This is a genomic window from Streptomyces sp. A3M-1-3 (assembly GCF_024213665.1).
Classification (GTDB): domain Bacteria; phylum Actinomycetota; class Actinomycetes; order Streptomycetales; family Streptomycetaceae; genus Streptomyces.
The window spans coordinates 1-18,561 of the sequence record NZ_JANAVP010000007.1; the positions used below are offsets into that span (position 1 = coordinate 1).

Genomic DNA, 18,561 nt, shown 5'->3' on the forward strand with positions numbered 1-18,561 from the left:
GCGCGCAGCACTGGCAGAAGCCCCTCACCAGCAAGAACCGTAAGACCACCCGTCACGATGCCGCGAGCATCGCGATCAGACGGCGCGCCCAGGGACATCCGATCCGGCGACGGACGACACCGCCCCACAACGACCAGAGCGATCGTCGTGGGCATCGGACCGTCCAGGCCCGACCGGGCGTCCTTGGGCGTGAGGAAACCTGCCCCCGCATTCCCGGACCGCACACACGATGCGCCGGGCCCGGATGCGGAGCGAAAGCAGGGGACCAGTGCGCCCAACACCGTTCGGGGCGCACGGCTGAGCAGCAGTCTTGGAAACAAGACTCACTCCCGCTCAGTCTCTAGGAACGGTTCGCGCGTTCCGCAGTGTGACCTTCACCGCTCCGGGCGGCAGGGGTGTGCAGTCTGGTTACCCGCAAGTAGCATGAGGGGGTGAGCGCGCGCTCAGCAGCGCGCGTCCCGCAGCAGTGCCATCCCGCACCTGGAGGAGAGCCAACGTGCCTCGTACCGTCAGGGACGTCGTCTTCGTCGACGGCGTCCGCACCCCGTTCGGCAAGGCGGGCCCGAAGGGCATCTACCACGAGACCCGCGCCGACGATCTCGTCGTGAAGGCGATCCGGGAGCTGCTGCGCCGCAACCCGGACCTCGACCCGGCCCGTATCGACGAGGTCGCCATCGCCGCGACCACGCAGATCGGCGACCAGGGCCTGACCCTGGGACGTACGGCGGGCATTCTCGCCGGGCTGCCCCAGTCCGTGCCCGGTTACTCCATCGACCGGATGTGCGCCGGCGCGATGACCGCCGTGACCGCCACCGCCGGTTCGATCGCCTTCGGCGCGTACGACGTCGTGGTCGCCGGTGGTGTCGAGCACATGGGCCGCCACCCGATGGGCGAGGGCGTTGATCCCAACCCGCGCTTCGTCTCCGAGAAGCTGGTCGACGAGTCCGCCCTGTTCATGGGGATGACGGCCGAGAACCTGCACGACCGCTACCCGCAGATCACCAAGCAGCGCGCCGACGAGTACGCGGTCCGCTCACAGGAGAAGGCCGCCAAGGCATACGCCAACGGCAAGATCCAGCAGGACCTGGTGCCGGTCTCCGTGCGCCGTACCGCCCCTGTCGATAGCGGCTCCGCCGCGGGTTCAGCCGGCGAGACCGGCTGGGGCCTGGTCACCGCCGACGAGCCGATGCGCCCGGGCACCACCCTGGAGTCGCTGGCCGGGCTGAAGACGCCGTTCCGTGCGCACGGCCGGGTCACCGCGGGCAACGCGGCCGGTCTCAACGACGGTGCGACCGCCTCGCTGCTCGCCTCCGAGGACGTCGCGCGCGAGCTGGGCCTGCCGGTCAGGATGCGTCTCGTCTCGTTCGCGTACGCCGGGGTCGAGCCCGAGGTCATGGGCTACGGCCCGATCCCGTCGACCGACAAGGCCCTGGCCAAGGCGGGCCTGTCGATCTCCGACATCGGCCTGTTCGAGATCAACGAGGCGTTCGCCGTCCAGGTGCTCGCCTTCCTCGACCACTACGGCATCGCCGACGACGACGCCCGCGTCAACCAGTACGGCGGCGCGATCGCGTACGGCCACCCGCTGGCCTCCTCCGGCGTCCGTCTGATGACGCAGCTGGCCCGCCAGTTCGAGGAGCAGCCGCACGTCCGCTACGGCCTGACCACCATGTGTGTCGGCTTCGGCATGGGCGCGACGGTCATCTGGGAGAACCCGCACTTCGACGGAGGCACCAAGTGAGCGAGCGTAGCGAGCGAGCAATTGAAAGGCGCAGCACGTGCGAATGCAGGACCGAGCGAAGCGAGGGAGCGGCATGAGCACCACCACCGCTGAGCTTCTGAAGGGCGCGGCCGAGCTGTTCCCGGACGAGGTCGTCACGCAGGCGCACGTACGCCACCTCGACCTCCCGGCGGGCGCGGGCAAGTTCGCGCTCATCACGCTGGACAACGGCTTCGACCACACCAAGCCGACCACGTTCGGTCCGCAGTCGCTGGCGAACCTGAACGCGGCGATCGACCAGGTGGAGAAGGAGGCAGCCGAGGGCGCGATCGTCGGCGTCGGTATCACCGGCAAGCCGTTCATCTTCGCGGTCGGCGCCGACCTCAAGGGTGTCGAGCTGCTGAAGCAGCACTCCGACGCGCTCGCCATCGGCAAGGGCGGCCACGACGTCTTCAAGCGGCTGTCCGCGCTGGCCGTCCCCACCTTCGCGTACTACAACGGCGCGGCGATGGGCGGCGGTGTCGAGGTCGGTCTGCACTGCTCCTACCGCACGGTTTCCAAGGCCCTGCCGGCCTTCTCCCTCCCCGAGGTCTTCCTCGGGCTGGTCCCGGGCTGGGGCGGCTGCGCGATCCTGCCGAACCTGATCGGCGCCGACCGCGCCGTCTCGGTGATCATCGAGAACTCGCTCAACCAGAACAAGCAGCTGAAGGGCGCTCAGGTCTTCGAACTCGGCATCGCCGACGCGATCTTCGAGGGCGCGGACTTCCTGGAGCAGTCGCTGATCTGGACGGCGTCCGTCCTCAAGGGTGAGGTCGCCGTCGAGCGCGCCGAGATCGACCGCGGCGAGGCCTGGGACCAGGCCGTCGCGCGCGGCCGGTTCATCGCCGACTCCAAGGTGCACGGCGCCGCTCCGGCCGCGTACCGCGCGCTGGACATCATCGCCGCCGCCAAGGACCTCGGCTCCGCCGAGGCCGGCTTCGACGCCGAGACTGCCTTTGAACTTGAAAACGTCGCGCTGGCGGACCTGATCATGGGCGGCGAGCTGCGGAGCGGCATCTACGCCTTCAACCTGGTCCAGAAGCGCGCCAAGCGCCCGGCCGGCGCGCCCGACAAGTCGCTCGCCCGCCCGGTCACCAAGGTCGGCGTCGTGGGCGCGGGCCTGATGGCCTCTCAGCTGGCGCTGCTCTTCCTGCGCCGCCTCGAGGTGCCGGTCGTCCTCACGGACATCGACCAGGAGCGCATCGACAAGGGTGTGGGCTACGTCCACGCCGAGATCGAGAAGCTGCTGGGCAAGGGCCGGATCAACCAGGACAAGGCCAACCGCCTCAAGGCCCTTGTCACCGGTGTGCTGGACAAGGCCGAGGGCTTCGCCGACGCCGACTTCGTCATCGAGGCCGTCTTCGAGGAGATGGGCGTCAAGCAGCAGGTGTTCGCGGAGGTCGAGGCGGTCGCCCCGGCGCACGCGATCCTCGCCACCAACACGTCCTCGCTCTCGGTCTCCGAGATGGCGTCGAAGCTGAAGCACCCCGAGCGGGTCGTCGGCTTCCACTTCTTCAACCCGGTCGCGATCCTCCCGCTGCTGGAGATCGTCCGCGGCGACAAGACGGACGACGCCTCGCTGGCCACCGCCTTCGGCGTCGCGAAGAAGCTGAAGAAGACCGCGGTGCTGTGCAAGGACGCCCCGGCGTTCGTCGTCAACCGCATCCTGACCCGCTTCATGGGCGAGATCCAGAACGTCATCGACGAGGGCACCCCGGTGGCCACCGCCGAGAAGGCCATCGAGCCGCTCGGTCTGCCGATGTCCCCGCTGGTGCTGCTGGAGCTGGTCGGTCCGGCGATCGGCCTGCATGTCTCCGAGACCCTCAACCGGGCCTTCCCGGACCGCTTCACGGTCTCCGAGAACCTGGCCGCGGTGGTCGAGGCGGGCAAGCGCGGCTTCTACGTCTACGACTCCGGAAAGCCGGAGCTGGACCCGGAGGTCGCGGCCCTCCTCAAGCAGGGCGACACCGTCCTGACCGAGGAGCAGACCCGTGACCGCGTCCTGGACGCAGTGGCGCAGGAGATCGGCCTGATGCTGGCGGAGGGTGTCGTCGCCGAGGCGCAGGACGTCGACCTCTGCCTGATCACGGGCGCCGGCTGGCCCTTCCACCTGGGCGGCATCACGCCGTACCTGGACCGCGAGGGCGTCTCGGAGCGCGTGAACGGCAAGAAGTTCCTGGCGCAGGGCGTGGCGAGCGTTCCCGCGTAAGCAAGCATCCGTACCCGGCCGTACGGAAACCGACGGCGCCCGTCCGCAGCCTGACTGCGGGCGGGCGCCGTCGCGTCCGGACAGCCCCTAGGGTCGGTGCATGACTGATCGCGTCCTCGTCGTCGTCGATGCCGCCAACGTGGTGGGCTCAGTGCCCGACGGATGGTGGCGCGATCGGCGCGGGGCCGCCGAGCGGCTGCGGGACGGCCTCGTCGGACTCGGTGAGGCCGGGCTGCCCGGCCGGCCCGGTCCCCTCCAGATCGTGCTCGTCGTCGAGGGCGCGGCCCGCGGCGTCGCGTCCGTTCCGGGAGTACGGGTCGAGTCCGCGCCCGGCAGCGGCGACGATCGGATCGTGGAGCTTGTCGAGATGGCGGCGACGGCCGGGCGGCCCTGCCTGGTGGTGACCGCCGACCGTGAGCTGCGGCGGCGGGTGGCGGAGCTGGGGGCGGAGTGCGCCGGTCCGCGTACCGTACGGCCCTCAGCGTGAACGGGTGTAGAGAACCGCGCCGTCGACCGTCGTCAGCGGCTCGTAGTGGCCGGCCAGCAGACGGCGCAGGGTCGGGATGCGGTCGGGCGCGAACGGTTTGCCGCGGGAGTCGTCGACGATCAGGGCCGGCGGGTGCTCGGCCAGCTCGTCGGTGAACACCGGCCAGGCGCCCTCGATGGCGTACTTCTCGCCGACCTGCGGGCCGTCGCGGCCGCCGCTGTGGTTGGTCAGCAGCCCCGCGGTCAGGTAGCGGCTGGCCGGGGTCCGGTCGGCGAGCCAGTACGTCTCCGGATGTATCCCCCACACGAGGACACGGTCGCCGGGGCCGGTGCTCGCCTCCACCACGGCCGCCAGCCGCTGTACGTGGGCGAGTTCGGGGCGCGGCGCGAGCAGTCCCCACACCAGGAACAGCGCGCAGCCGCCCGCCGAGGTGAGCAGCGCGGTCGCGAGCCGGTCGCGGGGCAGGACCCGCAGCGCCGCCGTCCCCAACAGGGCGAGCGGCGGGATCAGTTGCAGGTAGTAGTGGCCGAAGAAGTGGAAGCCGAGGACGACGGCGGCCGCCGAGGCGCCGAGCCAGAGCCACAGGTCCGCGGCGGCCGGCCGCGCGAGGCGCAGCGCCCGTGCGACCGGGAGGATCAGGCCCGCGCAGGCCGTGGCGAGGAGCGCGGAGTTCGCCAGCGCCCGGAAGAGCACATGGAGTTCGGAGCCGGTGAAGGACGCGTACGCGGTGGAGCCGGTCACCGTCCAGAAGACGAAACCGGCCGGGTCGGTGACCAGCGCCACCAGCACGACCGGGAGGAGCAGCCCGAGGCCGGTGCGGATCACGGCGGTTCGGGCGGGGGCGCTCTGCAAGAGCAGCCAGAGAACCGGGACCAGCACCGCCCCACCGGTCTGTTTCGTCAGGAAGGCCGCCGCCACCGCGCCGCCCGCCGCTCCCCACCGTCTTCGGTCGGCACACCACAGGGCAGCCGCCGTGCAGGGCAGCATGAAGACCTCGAAGGTGGCCGCCTGCGCGTCCTCGGGGTTGAGACCGATGGAGACCAACAGGTAGAGGACGCCCGCGGTGCGGCCGGCGCGGTCGTCCCACCGGCGCCGGGCGAGCGAGGCGAGCAGGACCGCGGTGCCGAGCTGGGCGAGTACGGCGAGGACCTTCAGGGGCCGCAGCGACTCGTCGCCGAACACGGCGAACGCCGCCTGGTACAGCCAGGGAAGCAGCGGGGGCTTCCGGTCGACGACGGTGTCGTAGAGGGCTCCGCCGCCGGCCAGTATCCGCGCCTGGACGGCGAGATAGCCCTCGTCCGGGTTCCACAGGGGGTGCCGGAAGGACGGGATACGGGTGATCAGCGCCAGCACGGTGAGTACGGGAAGCAACCGCGGCCAGAAGCGGACCGCCGACGGCCCGGCCCGGGGCACCCATCTCGGCCGGGGCAGCACGGCCCCGCGTACGTACCGCAGTGGGGGCGGCGGCTCCGTGAGCATAGGGGTCAAGCTATCCGGCCCCGCAGTCCGCACCGAAGCAGGACATACGGGGCCGCCAGGGCAATACGCGGGTCGGGCATAACCGGGGCCGTCTAGCACACGGCGTCTAGTACGTGGCGTTGCTGCCGTCGCTGCCGAGCCGGCTGTTCCGGCGGCCGTACAGGAAGTAGACGACAATGCCGATGGCCATCCAGATCCCGAAGCGGACCCAGGTCTCGGCCGGCAGGTTGATCATCAGCCACAGCGAGGCGGCGACGGAGACGATCGGCAGGAACGGCACCAGCGGGGTGCGGAAGGCCCGCGGCAGGTCGGGGCGGGTACGGCGCAGGATGATCACGCCGATCGCGACGACGACGAAGGCGAAGAGGGTGCCGATGTTCACCAGCGTCGCGAGCTCTTCGATGCTGGTGAAGCCCGCGATGACGGCGATGAGCACCCCGAGCAGGACCGTGGCCCGGTACGGCGTGCGGAAGGTCGGGTGCACCCGGGAGAAGAACCGTGGGAGGAGCCCGTCGCGGCTCATCGCGAAGAACACGCGGGTCTGGCCGAGCAGCAGGATCATGCACACGGTGGTGAGACCGACGGCGGCCCCGAAGCTGATGAAGCCCGCGTACCAGGGGTGGCCGGTGGCCTTGAACGCGTCGGCAAGTGGCGCGTCGATCGACAGTTCGGAGTAGTGCTGCATCCCGGTGACCACGATCGACACGAGGACGTACAGCACGGTGCAGATGAAGAGCGACCCGAGGATGCCGCGCGGCATGTCCCGCTGCGGGACCTTGGTCTCCTCGGCCGCCGTCGCCACGATGTCGAAGCCGATGAAGGCGAAGAAGACCACGGAGGCGGCGGTGAAGATGCCCATGACGCCGAAGTTCGTGGGCTCGTAGCCGAACATCAGCTGGACGAGCGGGGCATCCAGGCCCGCCCCTCCGGCCTGCTTCTCGGCCGGCGGGACGAACGGGTCGTAGTTCGCGCCGTTGATGAAGAAGGCACCCGCGATGATGACGACCAGGACGACGGTCACCTTGATGGCGACGACGACCGCGGTCACGCGGGCGGAGAGCTTCATGCCGAGGACGAGGATCCCGGTCAGGAGGAGGACCAGCAGGAAGGCCAGCAGGTCGAAGGCGAAGTCGTCGGTCCCTCCCGTCCCTGCCAGGCCGGTCGGCAGATTCCAGCCGACGTGGTCCATCAGCGACCGGACATAGCCGGACCAGCCGACGGCAACCACCGCCGTACCGAGCGCGAATTCGAGGACCAGGTCCCAGCCGATGATCCAGGCGGGCAGCTCGCCCAGGGAGGCGTACGAGAAGGTGTAAGCCGACCCGGCCACCGGCACCGTCGAGGCGAACTCGGCGTAGCAGAGGGCGGCCAGGCCGCACACCACACCGGCAGCGACGAAAGCGAGGGCGGTGGCGGGACCGGCGTTGTTCTTGGCCACCGCGCCGGTGAGGACGAAGATGCCGGTGCCGATGATGACACCGACCCCGAAGACCGTCAGGTCCAGCGCGGAGAGGGACTTCTTGAGCGCGTGCTCCGGCTCCTCGGTGTCACGGATCGACTGTTCGACCGTTTTGGTCCGGAACACGCCGCCTCCGGCTGGTTCCATGTCCTGCTGCGTACTCACCGGCGTACCTCCACGCACTCGTCGTGCTCGCCATGATCGGGACATCGGCGGCCCGGCAGGGCTCCGTACGGGTGGATTTCACGCGAATGGGCCGGTCGGACCACCCATACAGGGTGCCCCTACCGGCCCATCCGATACCGGAGAGTGTCGGTCGGTCAGTTGCCGGCCGGTCAGTCGTCAGTCGCGCGCGGCCTCGGCCGGCTCGTCCTCGGCGCCCTCGGCCTCGTCCTCGTACGTGCCGTCCAGCTTGGCGACCAGGCCGGTGACCTGCCGGGCGATGTCCGGGGCGGTCAGCCCGATCTCGGCCATGACCTCCTTGCGGGAGGCGTGGTCGAGGAAGCGCGACGGGATGCCGAAGTCGCGCAGCGGGATGTCGACACCCGCGTCGCGCAGCGCCTGGGCGACAGCCGAACCGACGCCGCCGGCCCGGCTGTTGTCCTCGACGGTGACGACGACGCGGTGCTGCTCGGCGAGCGGCGCGAGCGCCTCGTCGACCGGCTTGACCCAGCGCGGGTCGACGACAGTGGTCGAGATGCCCTGCTTGTCGAGCAGGCCGGCGATCTCCAGGCACATCGGGGCGAGTGCGCCGACGGAGACCAGCAGGACGTCCCGGGTGTCGCCGGCGGCGTTGCGCAGGACGTCCATGCCGCCGAGCCGGCCCACGGCGGGGACGGCCGGGCCGACCACGCCCTTGGAGTAGCGGACGACGGTCGGGGCGTCGTCGACCTCGACGGCCTCGCGCAGCTGGGCGCGCAGCTGTTCGGCGTCGCGCGGGGCGGCGATGCGCAGGGTGGGGACGCACTGCAGCATCGACATGTCCCACATGCCGTTGTGCGAGGCGCCGTCGTCGCCGGTGACGCCGGCCCGGTCGAGGACGAACGTGACCCCGCACTTGTGCAGGGCCACATCCATCAGGACCTGGTCGAAGGCTCGGTTGAGGAACGTCGCGTACACCGCGAAGACCGGGTGCAGTCCGCCGGTGGCCAGGCCCGCCGCGGAGACAGCGCCGTGCTGCTCGGCGATGCCGACGTCGTAGATCCGGTCCGGGAAGGTGTCGGCGAACTTCTTCAGGCCGACCGGCTGCAGCATGGCCGCGGTGATGGCGACGACGTCGTCGCGGTCGTGGCCGAGCTTGACCATCTCGTCGCCGAAGACCGAGGTCCAGCTGGCAGCCGCGGTGTTGACGGGCAGTCCGGTGTCGGGGTGGATCGGGCCGATGCCGTGGAAGCGGTCGGCCTCGTCCTGCTCGGCGGGTTTGTAGCCGCGGCCCTTCTCGGTGATGCAGTGGACGATGACCGGGCCGCCGAAACGCTTGGCGCGTGCGAGGGCGGACTCCAGGGCCTCGATGTCGTGGCCGTCGATCGGACCGACGTACTTCAGGCCGAGGTCCTCGAACATGCCCTGCGGGGCGATGAAGTCCTTCAGGCCCTTCTTCGCGCCGTGCAGCGTCTCGTAGAGCGGCTTTCCGACGACCGGGGTACGGTCCAGGATCTCCTTGCCACGGGCGAGGAAGCGCTCGTAGCCGTCGGTGGTCCGCAGGGTGGCGAGGTGGTTCGCGAGCCCGCCGATGGTCGGGGAGTACGAACGCTCGTTGTCGTTGACCACGATGACCAGCGGGCGGTCCTTGGCGGCGGCGATGTTGTTCAGCGCCTCCCAGGCCATGCCGCCGGTGAGCGCGCCGTCGCCGATCACGGCGACGACATGGTCGTCCTTCTTCAGGACCTCGTTGGCCTTGGCGAGGCCGTCGGCCCAGCCGAGCACGGTGGAGGCGTGGCTGTTCTCGATGACGTCGTGCGCGGACTCGGCGCGCGACGGGTAGCCGGACAGGCCGCCCCTGGCACGCAGCCTCGCGAAATCCTGACGGCCCGTGAGCAGCTTGTGCACGTACGACTGGTGACCCGTGTCGAAGAGGACCTTGTCCTTCGGGGAGTCGAAGACCCGGTGCAGCGCGATGGTCAGTTCCACCACGCCGAGGTTGGGGCCGAGGTGACCGCCGGTCTTGGACACCGCGTCGACGAGAAAGGCTCTGATCTCCGCGGCCAGCTGGTCCAGCTGCTCCGGGCTGAGCCGGTCCAGATCGCGCGGTCCCGTGATGCGGGTCAGCAGGGCCACCCGTGCCTCCTTGCAGTTGAACGCTTATGCGTACCGGTCCGCTGAGTCTAATGTTCCGTCCACGACCGGGGGCACCGGGCGGTGCGATGTACGTCACGCATACGGCTGAACACGCAGAGGTGCCCGGCGCCGAGTGCGGCGCCGGGCACGTGCTCTGCGGGACCGCGGTCAGGCGCGGCCTGCGGTCTTCTGCGTCTTGCGCGTGACGGAGTCGATCACGACGGTCGCCAGCAGGACACCACCGGTGATCATGAACTGGATCGGCGTGGCGATGCCTTCCAGCGCCAGCCCGTACTGGATCGAGACGATCACCATGACACCGAGCAGTGCGTTCCAGGTCCGGCCGCGTCCGCCGAACAGGCTGGTGCCGCCGATGACGGCCGCAGCGATCACGTTCATCAACAGGTCACCGGCACCGGCGCTCTGGTTCGCGGCCGCGATCTTGGAGGCCCAGAACAGGCCGCCGATGGCGGCGAAGGTGCCCGCGATCGAGAAGACCGAGATGCGGATCGCCGTGACGTTGATACCCGCCCGCCGGGAGGCCTCGACGCTGCCGCCGAGCGCGAAGATCTTGCGGCCGTACGCGGTGCGGCGCAGTACGAAGTCCGTCACGACCAGCACCACCAGGAAGAGGACCAGCGCCAGCGGCAGGCCCTTGTACTGGTTGAACATGATCGCGGCGGCGAATGCGACCACCGCGAGCAGCACCGTACGCATCACGATGTCGATGACCGGCCGGGACGGGACCCCGGCGGCCTCACGACGACGGTTGTCGAAGAAGGTCGAGAGGAAGAAGCCGGCCACCGCGACCGCGGCGAGGCCGTAGGCGGCCGCCACGTCCGAGAAGTAGTACGTGGTCAGCCTGCCGACGACACCTTCGCTGTCCAGGTTGATGGTGCCCTGGTCACCGAGGAGCTGGAGCATGAAGCCCTGCCAGAACAGCAGGCCGGCCAGCGTGACGGCGAAGGCAGGGGCACCGATCCGGGCGAAGAAGAAGCCGTGGAGCGCGCCGATGAGCGCGCCGCCGACGATGGCGACGATCACGGCGAGCCACTCGTTCATGCCGTGGGTGACGCTCAGGACCGCGACGATCGCGCCGGACACACCGCTGACCGCACCGACCGACAGGTCGATCTCCCCGAGCAGCAGCACGAAGATGATGCCGACGGCCATCATTCCGGTGCCGACCATCGTGACGGCGATGTTGCTGAGGTTCTGCGCGGAGAGGAAGTTCGAGTTCAGGCTCTGGAAGATCGCGGCGATGATGACCAGGCCGATGACCACGGGGATCGAGCCCAGATCACCGGCGTGCAGCTTGCGCTTGAACTCCGAGATGTAGCCGGCGAAGCCCTGCTCGCGGACCAGCAGCCGGGGGTCGACCGCGGTGAGCGCGTCGTGGGCGGCCTCCGGGTTGACGACGGGCGCGTCGGAGTGGGCGGAGGTCTTTTCGGTGTTCACTTCTGAACCTCCGTGCTGCGCGCCGCACGACGGGTCACGGCGTTCTCCGTGGCGCCGGTGATGGCGGAGATGATCTCTTCCTGCGAGGTGGACTTCACGTCGAAGACACCGTTGTTCCGGCCCAGCCGGAGGACGGCCACCTTGTCGGCGACTGCCTTCACATCGGCCATGTTGTGGCTGATGAGGATGACCGCGTGGCCTCGCTCGCGCAGCCGCTCGACCAGGTCGAGGACCTGCGCGGTCTGCTCGACACCGAGGGCCGCGGTGGGCTCGTCGAGGATGACGAGCTTCGGCTCGCCGAGCATCGACCGGGCGATGGCCACAGTCTGGCGCTGGCCGCCGGAGAGCGAGGCGATCGGGATGCGGACGCTCGGGATGCGGATCGAGAGCGTGGTGAGGAGCTCGCGGGCGCGGCGCTCCATCTCGACCTCGTTCAGGACACCGCGCTTGCGGAGCTCCCGGCCGAGGTAGAGGTTGCCGACCACATCGATGTTGTCGCACAGCGCGAGGTCCTGGTAGACGGTCGCGATGCCCAGGTTCTGGGCGTCGTGCGGCTTGCCGATCGATACGGACTCGCCTTCCCATTCGATGACGCCTTCATCGATGGGGTGCACGCCGGCGATCGTCTTGACCAGCGTGGACTTTCCGGCGCCGTTGTCGCCGACAAGGGCGACCACCTCGCCGCCGTGGACCTCAAGCTCTACATCGGTGAGTGCCTGAACGGCACCGAAGCGCTTTGAGACCCCGCGCAACGCCAGCACGGGCGTAGCGGACACGTGAACCATCTCCTTCGCCGCCTGACCGGCGGGGATGCCGCGCCGGGGGAAGGGGCGCGGTGGGTTGAGCAGAAGCGAACAGTCGGTGATCGGGCGATCAGCCGGGAGAAGCGTTTCTGTCCGGTGCCGGCCCCGATAGCGGGGGCTGGAAGGGGGCCGGGCACCGGACAGGGCTTCTGGGATCTACTTCAGGCCGAGTGCGTCGCAGGCGGCCTTGTACTTCGGGGTGCAGATCTCGGCGACGGTGTACACGCCGTCCTTGATGACGGTGTCACCGATGTTGTCCTTGGTCAGCGAGACGACCGGGACGAGCACGGACGGGATGCCCTTGTTGGTGGGACTGTCGACCTTCTCCTTGGCGATGGAGTCGAGCTTCTCGCCCTTGGCGAGGGCGACGGCCATCTCCGCGGCGGCCGCGGCCTCCGGCGCGTACGGCTTGTAGACGCTCGCGAACTGCTCACCCGCGACGATCCGCTGCACACCGGCGATCTCCGCGTCCTGGCCGGTGACCGGCGGGAGCTTGGCGAAGCCGGCGGCCTTCAGGGCGGTGATGATGCCGCCGGCCATGCCGTCGTTGGCGGAGTAGACACCGATGATCTTGTCCTTGCCAAGGGCCGAGATCGCCGCCTCCATGTTGGCGTTGGCGTTCTCCGGCTTCCACTCCTTGGTGTCGTACTCCTTGCCGACGTTCACCTTGCCGTCGAGCTCGGCGTGTGCGCCCTTCTTGAAGAGGGCGGCGTTCGGGTCGGTGATCGCGCCGTTCATCATCACGATCTGGCCGCCCTTGGCCTTGTCGCCCAGGGCGTCGAGGAGCGCCTTGCCCTGGACGTGGCCGACCTCTTCGTTGTCGAAGGAGGTGTAGCCGTCGATCGGGCCCTCGGCGAGACGGTCGAAGGCGACGACCGGGATGCCCGCGTCCTTGGCCTTCTTCACGCTGCCGGCGATGGCCTTGGAGTCGACCGCGTCCACGATCAGGGCGTCGACCTTGTTGGTGATCATCGTGTCGACCTGCTGCGTCTGCAGGGTCGCGTCCTGCTTGGCGTTGGCGTAGACGACCTCGCCCTTGCCGTTGGTCAGCTCGCTGATCTTCTTCTCGATGAGCGGCTTGTCGAACTTCTCGTACCGCGCGGTCTGGTTCTCCGGAAGGAGCAGACCGATCTTGATCGCGTCGCCCTTGCCGGCACCGGTCGCCGTGCCGTTGTCGCCCGCCTCTTTCGCGCTGCCACAAGCGGCGAGCGAGACAGCCATTGCGGTGGCGGCCACGGCCACGGCGGCACGACGCATCTGCGTGTTCATACAGAAACCTCCCTGACGAGGCCGCGACAGTGCGGCCGAGGTGGCTCGAAGTCAACTCGGCCCCATCGTCACCGTCAAGGAGTAAATCTTTAACGAGATGACAACGGTGCCATTCGTTATCTAAGTGAAGGCAGGCGTCCCGACAGGAACCGAGCTGTCCAGAAGGGTAGAATCGCCCATTTCGCTCAGCACGAGGGCCAACGCGCCCAATACCTCGGCACGTCCACCGAGCGCCCCGGGCAGAACGGACAGCTGACGGGCCGCGCTGGGAATCGCGTACCGGGAGACCGAGTCTCGTATCGGTCCGAGGACCAATTCTCCCGCTTCGGCCAGATTTCCGCCCAGCACAACCCGACTGGGATTGAGCAGGTTGCAGAGGTTGGCCACACCGCTGCCGATGTGGCGACCGACGTCCCCGATCACGCGGCGGCAGCCGGGATCGCCCTCACGGGCCAGTTGGACCACGCGTTCCATGGTCAGCTCGGCCCCGTAGCTGGGCTGCAGCAGCGGCAGTACGTACCGCGCGGCGGTGAACGTCTCCAGGCACCCACGGTTGCCGCAGCGGCACACCGGACCCGACTCGTCGAGCGTGATGTGCCCGATCTCCCCCGCCGTACCGCCCGGCCCGCGGTAGATCTGGCCGCTGATCACCAGGCCGGCGCCGACACCGCTGGCGACCTTGATGTACGCGAGGTCCTTCACCCCGCGTCCGCTGCCCCAGACGAGCTCGCCCAGCGCGCCGAGGTTGGCGTCGTTGTCGACGTACACCGGGACACCGAGGCGGCCCGACAGCTCGTCGCTGGGATGGATGCCGGTCCAGCCCGGCAGGATCGAGGTGGAGCCGAGGGTGCCCGACTCGACGTCGATGGGGCCCGGCACGCCGAGCCCGACGCCGATCACCTTGTCCAGGCCCACACCGACCGTGCCGATCAGGTGCTTGACCAGCTCCTCCGCCCGGTCGAAGCCCTGCGCGGACGAGGCGTCCACATCCAGCGGCTCGGACTCCTCGGCGAGCACCTGGTGCGCCAGATTCCCGACCGCCACCCGCAGATGGGTATGACCGAAATCGACCCCGATGACGATGCCCGCGTCACCGCTGAGCGAGACGCTGCGGGCCCTGCGGCCACCCGCCGAGGTCGGCGTGACCTCGACGGTTCCCCCGTCCTTGAGCTCGCGGACGATATTGGAGACCGTGGCCGCCGAAAGTCCGGTGCTGCGGGCGATCTCCGCCTGGGTGAGCGAACCGGCCAAGCGCACCGCGCGCACCACCCGCTCGAGGTTGGCCCGGTGCAGAGAAGACTGCGACCCCGGAGTCTCCACGACTCATCCACTCCTGACCTTGGCGGGCGGCACGACCACCGCCCCCGGTCGGGGCCGCCCCTATGAGACCCCGACGTATCTCCAACTTGTGAACTCTAAGCTGACGCTTTCGGCTCGCCTCCCGTCAAGACCTTGAGCGGGGCAAGAACACACAGAACCGCCCACCCGGCCAGTGGCCGGGTGGGCGGTTCTGCCCGCGTCGAAATCCCGGTGGGCCCCTACTTCAGCGCCCCCGCCGTCAGACCGGCGACCACCTGGCGCTGGAAGACGATGTACGCCGCGAGGACCGGCAGCATCGCCATCACCAGACCGGCGAAGAGCCCGGACCAGTCGCCCTTGTACCCCTGGCTGACCGCGAGCTCGACCAGGCCCTGGGAGAGCACCTTCTTCTCCGGGTCGGTGTTGAGCACCGTCGGCAGCATGTACTGGTTCCACTGCCCCAGGAAGTTGAAGATCGCGACGCTGATCAGGCCCGGCTTCGCCATCGGCAGCATGACCTGGAAGAAGGTTCTGGTGTGCGAGGCCCCGTCGATCAGCGCCGCCTCCGCCACCGAGGTCGGCAGCGTACGGAAGAAGGCGGTCAGGAAGAAGACCGTGAACGGCAGCGAGTAGGCGATGTAGACCAGGATCAGGCCGTGCAGCGTGTTGAGCAGGGCGACGTTGTTCAGTACGAAGAACAGCGGCACCAGCGCCAGCATGATCGGGAAGCTCATGCCGCCGATGAAGAGGAAGTAGATGAAGCGGTTGCCGGGGAACTCGAAGCGGGCCAGGACGTAGGCCGCCATCGAGCCGAACAGCAGCGTGCCGACCAGCGAACCGCCCACCACGATGACGGTGTTGAGGAAGTAGTCGCTCATGTGCGCCTGCGTCCAGGCCCGCGACCAGTTCTCGAAGTGCAGCGCGTCCGGCAGCGACCAGGGCGAGGTGAAGATGTCCGCGTCGGTCTTGAAGGACGTCATCACCGCCCAGAGCAGCGGCAGCACCACCAGGATCGCCCAGATGACGAGCACGCCGTGCGAGAAGACATTGAGGACCGCGCCCTCGCTGCTCTTCACCTTCGCAGCCGGCGGGGCGGGCGCCTTCACCACGGGCGGCCGGTCCTCGGCAACGCCGGCCGGACCGGCGGGACCGGCCGGACCGGCGGGAACGGTGTCAGTCGTCTTCATCAGAACTCCAGCCGCTCGCGCCGGCCGAGCCGCATCACGACGGCCGCGAAGGCCAGGGTGACGACGAGCAGGGCGACGCCGATCGTTGTCGCGTATGCCGCCTGGCCGTCACGGAACGCCGTTTGGTAGACGTACAGCGTGAGGACCGTGGTGGAGTAGTCGGGTCCGCCGGGACCCACGGTCATGATCTGGACGACGGCGAAGGATTCCGCGCCCAGCGCCAGGATTCCCATGTACACCCAGCCCGACTGCACGGTGTCCCACAGCAGCGGCAGGGTGATCCTGAAGAAGGTGGTGAAGCGGCTCGCGCCGTCCAGCAGCGCCGCCTCGTAGAAGTCCTTGGGGATGGAGGCCATGCCCGCGGAGAAGAGCACGACGAAGAAGCCGACCGTGCTCCAGACCAGGACCGCCATCACACACCACAGGGCGAGGTCGGGCTCACCGAGCCAGCCCGGCTGGACACTGTCCAGCCCCACGGCCCGCAGCGCGCCGTTGATCGCGCCGTCCTTGGGGTTGTACGCGAACTGGAACAGCAGCGCGACGATCGCGATCGACAGCACCTGAGGGAAGAAGTACGCGATCTTGTAGAAGGACGACCCGGGCACGCCGGCGATGGCGGCGCCCTTGCGGCGCCGCCCGCCGACATTGAGCATGAAGGCGAAGAACAGCGCGAGGCCGAGTGTCACCAGCGGCAGCAGCAGCGCGAACCACAGGCTGTGCTGCAACGACTTCCAGAAGATGTCGTCGTCCAGCATCCGGCTGTAGTTGTCGAAGCCGACCATCTTGAAGTCCGGGCTCAGGCCGGTCCAGTCCGTGAACGAGTAGTAGATGGACTGGATGAACGGCCAGATGACGAAGATGGTGTACAACGCCAGCGGGGTTGCCAGGAACCCCACGATGAACCGGTACTTGCCGTGTTGCATGGTTACCGACCCCGATCTTCCGACGGCCGCCGCCGCCGCTGGTGACGCTTGCTCACTGGTGCTTGTAGTGCTTGATCGACTGGTCCTTGGCAGCCGCGTCGGCGAAGCCCTGGATCTTCTTGATGGTCTCCGCGGGGGTCGCGCGGCCGGCCATCATCTCGCCGAGGCCGGCGACGCCGATCTGCTCCTTCTGCAGCTTCACGTACCAGTCCTGCAGACGCGGGTTCACCACGTTCTCGCCGGCCTTCTTCAGCGCGTCGACACCGGACTGCATGGCCGTGGAGAGCGCGAGGCCGTCGGTACCGCCGTTGAACGCGGTCAGCGACTTGACCTGCTGGGTGAAGCTCTGCGACGACGCCTCGCTGAGCATGATGCGCAGCTGCTCCATGCCGCCCTCGGCGTTCTTCGCCTTGGCCGGGACGATGAACGGCTCGCCACCTGAGGCCCAGATCGTGCCGAACGGCAGCTTGTCGGACTTGTCGAGACCCGTCGGCGCGGCCACCATCATCTTGAAGTCGGCCGGCGTCGTCTTCGCCGCCTCGTTCTCCACCCAGGAGCCGTTCGGGATGAACAGCGCCTCGCCCTTGGTCCAGGCCGTCTGCGACTGGATGTGGTCGATGCCGGGCGTGCCCTTGAGGATGTAGCCCTTCTTGTAGAGCTCGTAGTACGCCTCGAAGGCGGCCTTGACGGCCGGGTGCTCCCAGGCCTTGGGCTCCAGGTTGTCGATCGCGTCGAGGACCTCGCGGCCGCCGATCTTCGCGATGAACGGGTACAGCGAGAACGGCAGGTAGTACGGGTGCTTGCCCGCGTACGTCCAGCCGGCGATGCCCTTCTTCTTCGCCTTCTCGCAGACCGCGAGCATCTCGTCCCAGGTCTCCGGGTACGTGGCGTCGAGCTTCTCCAGGGCGGTCTGCGAGTACCAGACGCCGTACACGGTGTAGGCGTAGTACAGGATCCAGACCGGCTCACCGTCGAACTGGCCCATCTCGACGATTCCCGGGCGCAGCGTGTCGCGCACCTTCTTGTTCGGGTCGTCGAGGGACGGGGCGTCCAGCAGCGGGGTCAGGTCGGTGAGCTGCTTCTTGCCGACCAGGACGCCCATGTCCATCTGCTGGGCACCGGAGTTGTCGATCAGGTCCGGCGGGGTGCCGCCGTTGAAGCGCGGCTGCAGCTCCGACTGGATCTTCTGGGTCGCCCGGTGCTTGACCTTGGGCGCCTTCGGGAAGGCCGCCTCGTACTTCTTCTCCGCGTCGAGGGCGTACTGCTGGCCGAAGCCGCCGTCGAAGATGACGACCTCGAGCTGCGCGCTCTCGTTGACACCGAGCGGATTCTTGGCGGACTTCTTGCCCTTTTCGACCTTTTCGTCGCTGCCGCTGTCGCTGCTGGCACACGCGGAAAGGAAGCTCATCGTCGGCACGGTGATCAGGCCGAGCGCGGCAGAACGCTTGATCAGATCGCGACGGCCAAGGCCCTCGTTGTTGTGTGCGGAGGTGGATCCCATGCTCAAGTCCTCGCCTTCTCCAGGACTCAGGCGGTGTACCGGTCGCCCGTACTTCGCCTCTGGCGAAGGGCCCCGCCACCGCGGTCAGTTGAAGCTGGGTCGTGCAGGGTATGAGGGAGAACTTAGAGGTGTGCGGCAGTTGCTGTGACGTAAACAGCTGCCGGCAGGCCCCCTGTCCCCCCGCGTCCGCCGCCGCGTTGCCACGGCTGTCCAGACGCCGACAGGTATAGTCCACTTCTCGCCGAGGGGGCAAGATCGAAAGCGGGTTTGCGCGGCAGTCTTTCCCGAGTTGAGACCTGGCGAATGAGTGTGCGGGCCACGGGTCTCCTGGTGCGGCCGCATACCTCCACTCGGGCACGGTCTCGGGCATTCCTCCTCAACACCCTTGACACCACCGTGCACTTGGCTCCCTACTGGTCCCTGCGCCTCAGGCTGACAACGTTGTCGAACA

Annotated in this window: 13 protein-coding genes and 1 pseudogene; 4 read left to right on the forward strand and 10 right to left on the reverse strand. The window is 68.6% G+C overall.

Features of this window, described 5'->3' with window-relative positions:
• The 4 genes and pseudogenes from NLX86_RS09875 to NLX86_RS09890 all read left to right on the forward strand — a co-directional run.
• A pseudogene (locus tag NLX86_RS09875) lies at window positions 1-344 on the forward strand (IS200/IS605 family accessory protein TnpB-related protein); the annotation flags it as partial.
• Window positions 345-496: 152 nt separating this feature from the next.
• A complete protein-coding gene (locus NLX86_RS09880) occupies window positions 497-1,741 on the forward strand; it encodes an acetyl-CoA C-acyltransferase (protein ID WP_254371243.1) in 1,245 nt (414 codons plus the stop codon).
• Between the two features lie 73 nt (window positions 1,742-1,814).
• Window positions 1,815-3,968 carry a 3-hydroxyacyl-CoA dehydrogenase NAD-binding domain-containing protein gene (locus NLX86_RS09885; RefSeq protein WP_254371244.1) on the forward strand — a complete coding sequence of 718 codons (2,154 nt, stop codon included), beginning with the start codon at window positions 1,815-1,817 and terminating at the stop codon, window positions 3,966-3,968.
• 100 nt (window positions 3,969-4,068) lie between these two features.
• A complete protein-coding gene (locus NLX86_RS09890; protein WP_254371245.1) occupies window positions 4,069-4,455 on the forward strand; it encodes an NTP pyrophosphohydrolase in 387 nt (128 codons plus the stop codon).
• Here the strand turns inward: NLX86_RS09890 and NLX86_RS09895 are convergent.
• The 10 genes from NLX86_RS09895 to ngcE all read right to left on the reverse strand — a co-directional run bounded on the left by NLX86_RS09895 (window position 4,447) and on the right by ngcE (window position 18,110).
• Window positions 4,447-5,934, reverse strand: a complete 1,488-nt coding sequence (locus NLX86_RS09895; protein ID WP_254371246.1) for a glycosyltransferase family 39 protein — start codon at window positions 5,932-5,934, stop codon at window positions 4,447-4,449. The genes NLX86_RS09890 and NLX86_RS09895 overlap by 9 nt on opposite strands.
• A gap of 106 nt (window positions 5,935-6,040) precedes the next feature.
• Complete coding sequence (locus NLX86_RS09900; protein WP_254371453.1) at window positions 6,041-7,540, reverse strand: amino acid permease; 1,500 nt, start codon at window positions 7,538-7,540, stop codon at window positions 6,041-6,043.
• Between the two features lie 195 nt (window positions 7,541-7,735).
• Window positions 7,736-9,670: a 1-deoxy-D-xylulose-5-phosphate synthase gene (gene dxs, locus NLX86_RS09905; protein ID WP_254371247.1), complete on the reverse strand. Its 1,935-nt coding sequence runs from the start codon at window positions 9,668-9,670 to the stop codon at window positions 7,736-7,738.
• A 168-nt stretch (window positions 9,671-9,838) separates the two neighbouring features.
• Window positions 9,839-11,128, reverse strand: a complete 1,290-nt coding sequence (locus NLX86_RS09910) for a sugar ABC transporter permease (protein WP_254371248.1) — start codon at window positions 11,126-11,128, stop codon at window positions 9,839-9,841.
• Entirely contained in the window at window positions 11,125-11,913 is a 789-nt protein-coding gene (locus NLX86_RS09915; protein ID WP_254371249.1) for an ATP-binding cassette domain-containing protein, read from the reverse strand. The genes NLX86_RS09910 and NLX86_RS09915 overlap by 4 nt, the downstream gene beginning before the upstream one ends.
• Window positions 11,914-12,087: 174 nt before the next feature.
• The gene (locus NLX86_RS09920; protein ID WP_254371250.1) at window positions 12,088-13,200 is read right to left on the reverse strand and encodes a substrate-binding domain-containing protein; all 1,113 of its coding nucleotides are present in this window, start codon (window positions 13,198-13,200) and stop codon (window positions 12,088-12,090) included.
• Window positions 13,201-13,320: 120 nt separating this feature from the next.
• Entirely contained in the window at window positions 13,321-14,520 is a 1,200-nt protein-coding gene (locus NLX86_RS09925) for an ROK family transcriptional regulator (RefSeq protein ID WP_254371251.1), read from the reverse strand.
• A 218-nt stretch (window positions 14,521-14,738) separates the two neighbouring features.
• On the reverse strand, window positions 14,739-15,686 hold the full coding sequence (locus NLX86_RS09930; protein WP_254371252.1) for a carbohydrate ABC transporter permease: 948 nt from the start codon (window positions 15,684-15,686) through the stop codon (window positions 14,739-14,741).
• Window positions 15,686-16,609, reverse strand: a complete 924-nt coding sequence (locus tag NLX86_RS09935; RefSeq protein ID WP_254371253.1) for a carbohydrate ABC transporter permease — start codon at window positions 16,607-16,609, stop codon at window positions 15,686-15,688. Before NLX86_RS09935 ends, NLX86_RS09930 begins: the two co-directional genes overlap by 1 nt.
• A gap of 52 nt (window positions 16,610-16,661) precedes the next feature.
• The gene (ngcE, locus tag NLX86_RS09940; protein WP_254371254.1) at window positions 16,662-18,110 is read right to left on the reverse strand and encodes an N-acetylglucosamine/diacetylchitobiose ABC transporter substrate-binding protein; all 1,449 of its coding nucleotides are present in this window, start codon (window positions 18,108-18,110) and stop codon (window positions 16,662-16,664) included.
• Window positions 18,111-18,561: the final 451 nt, after the last annotated feature.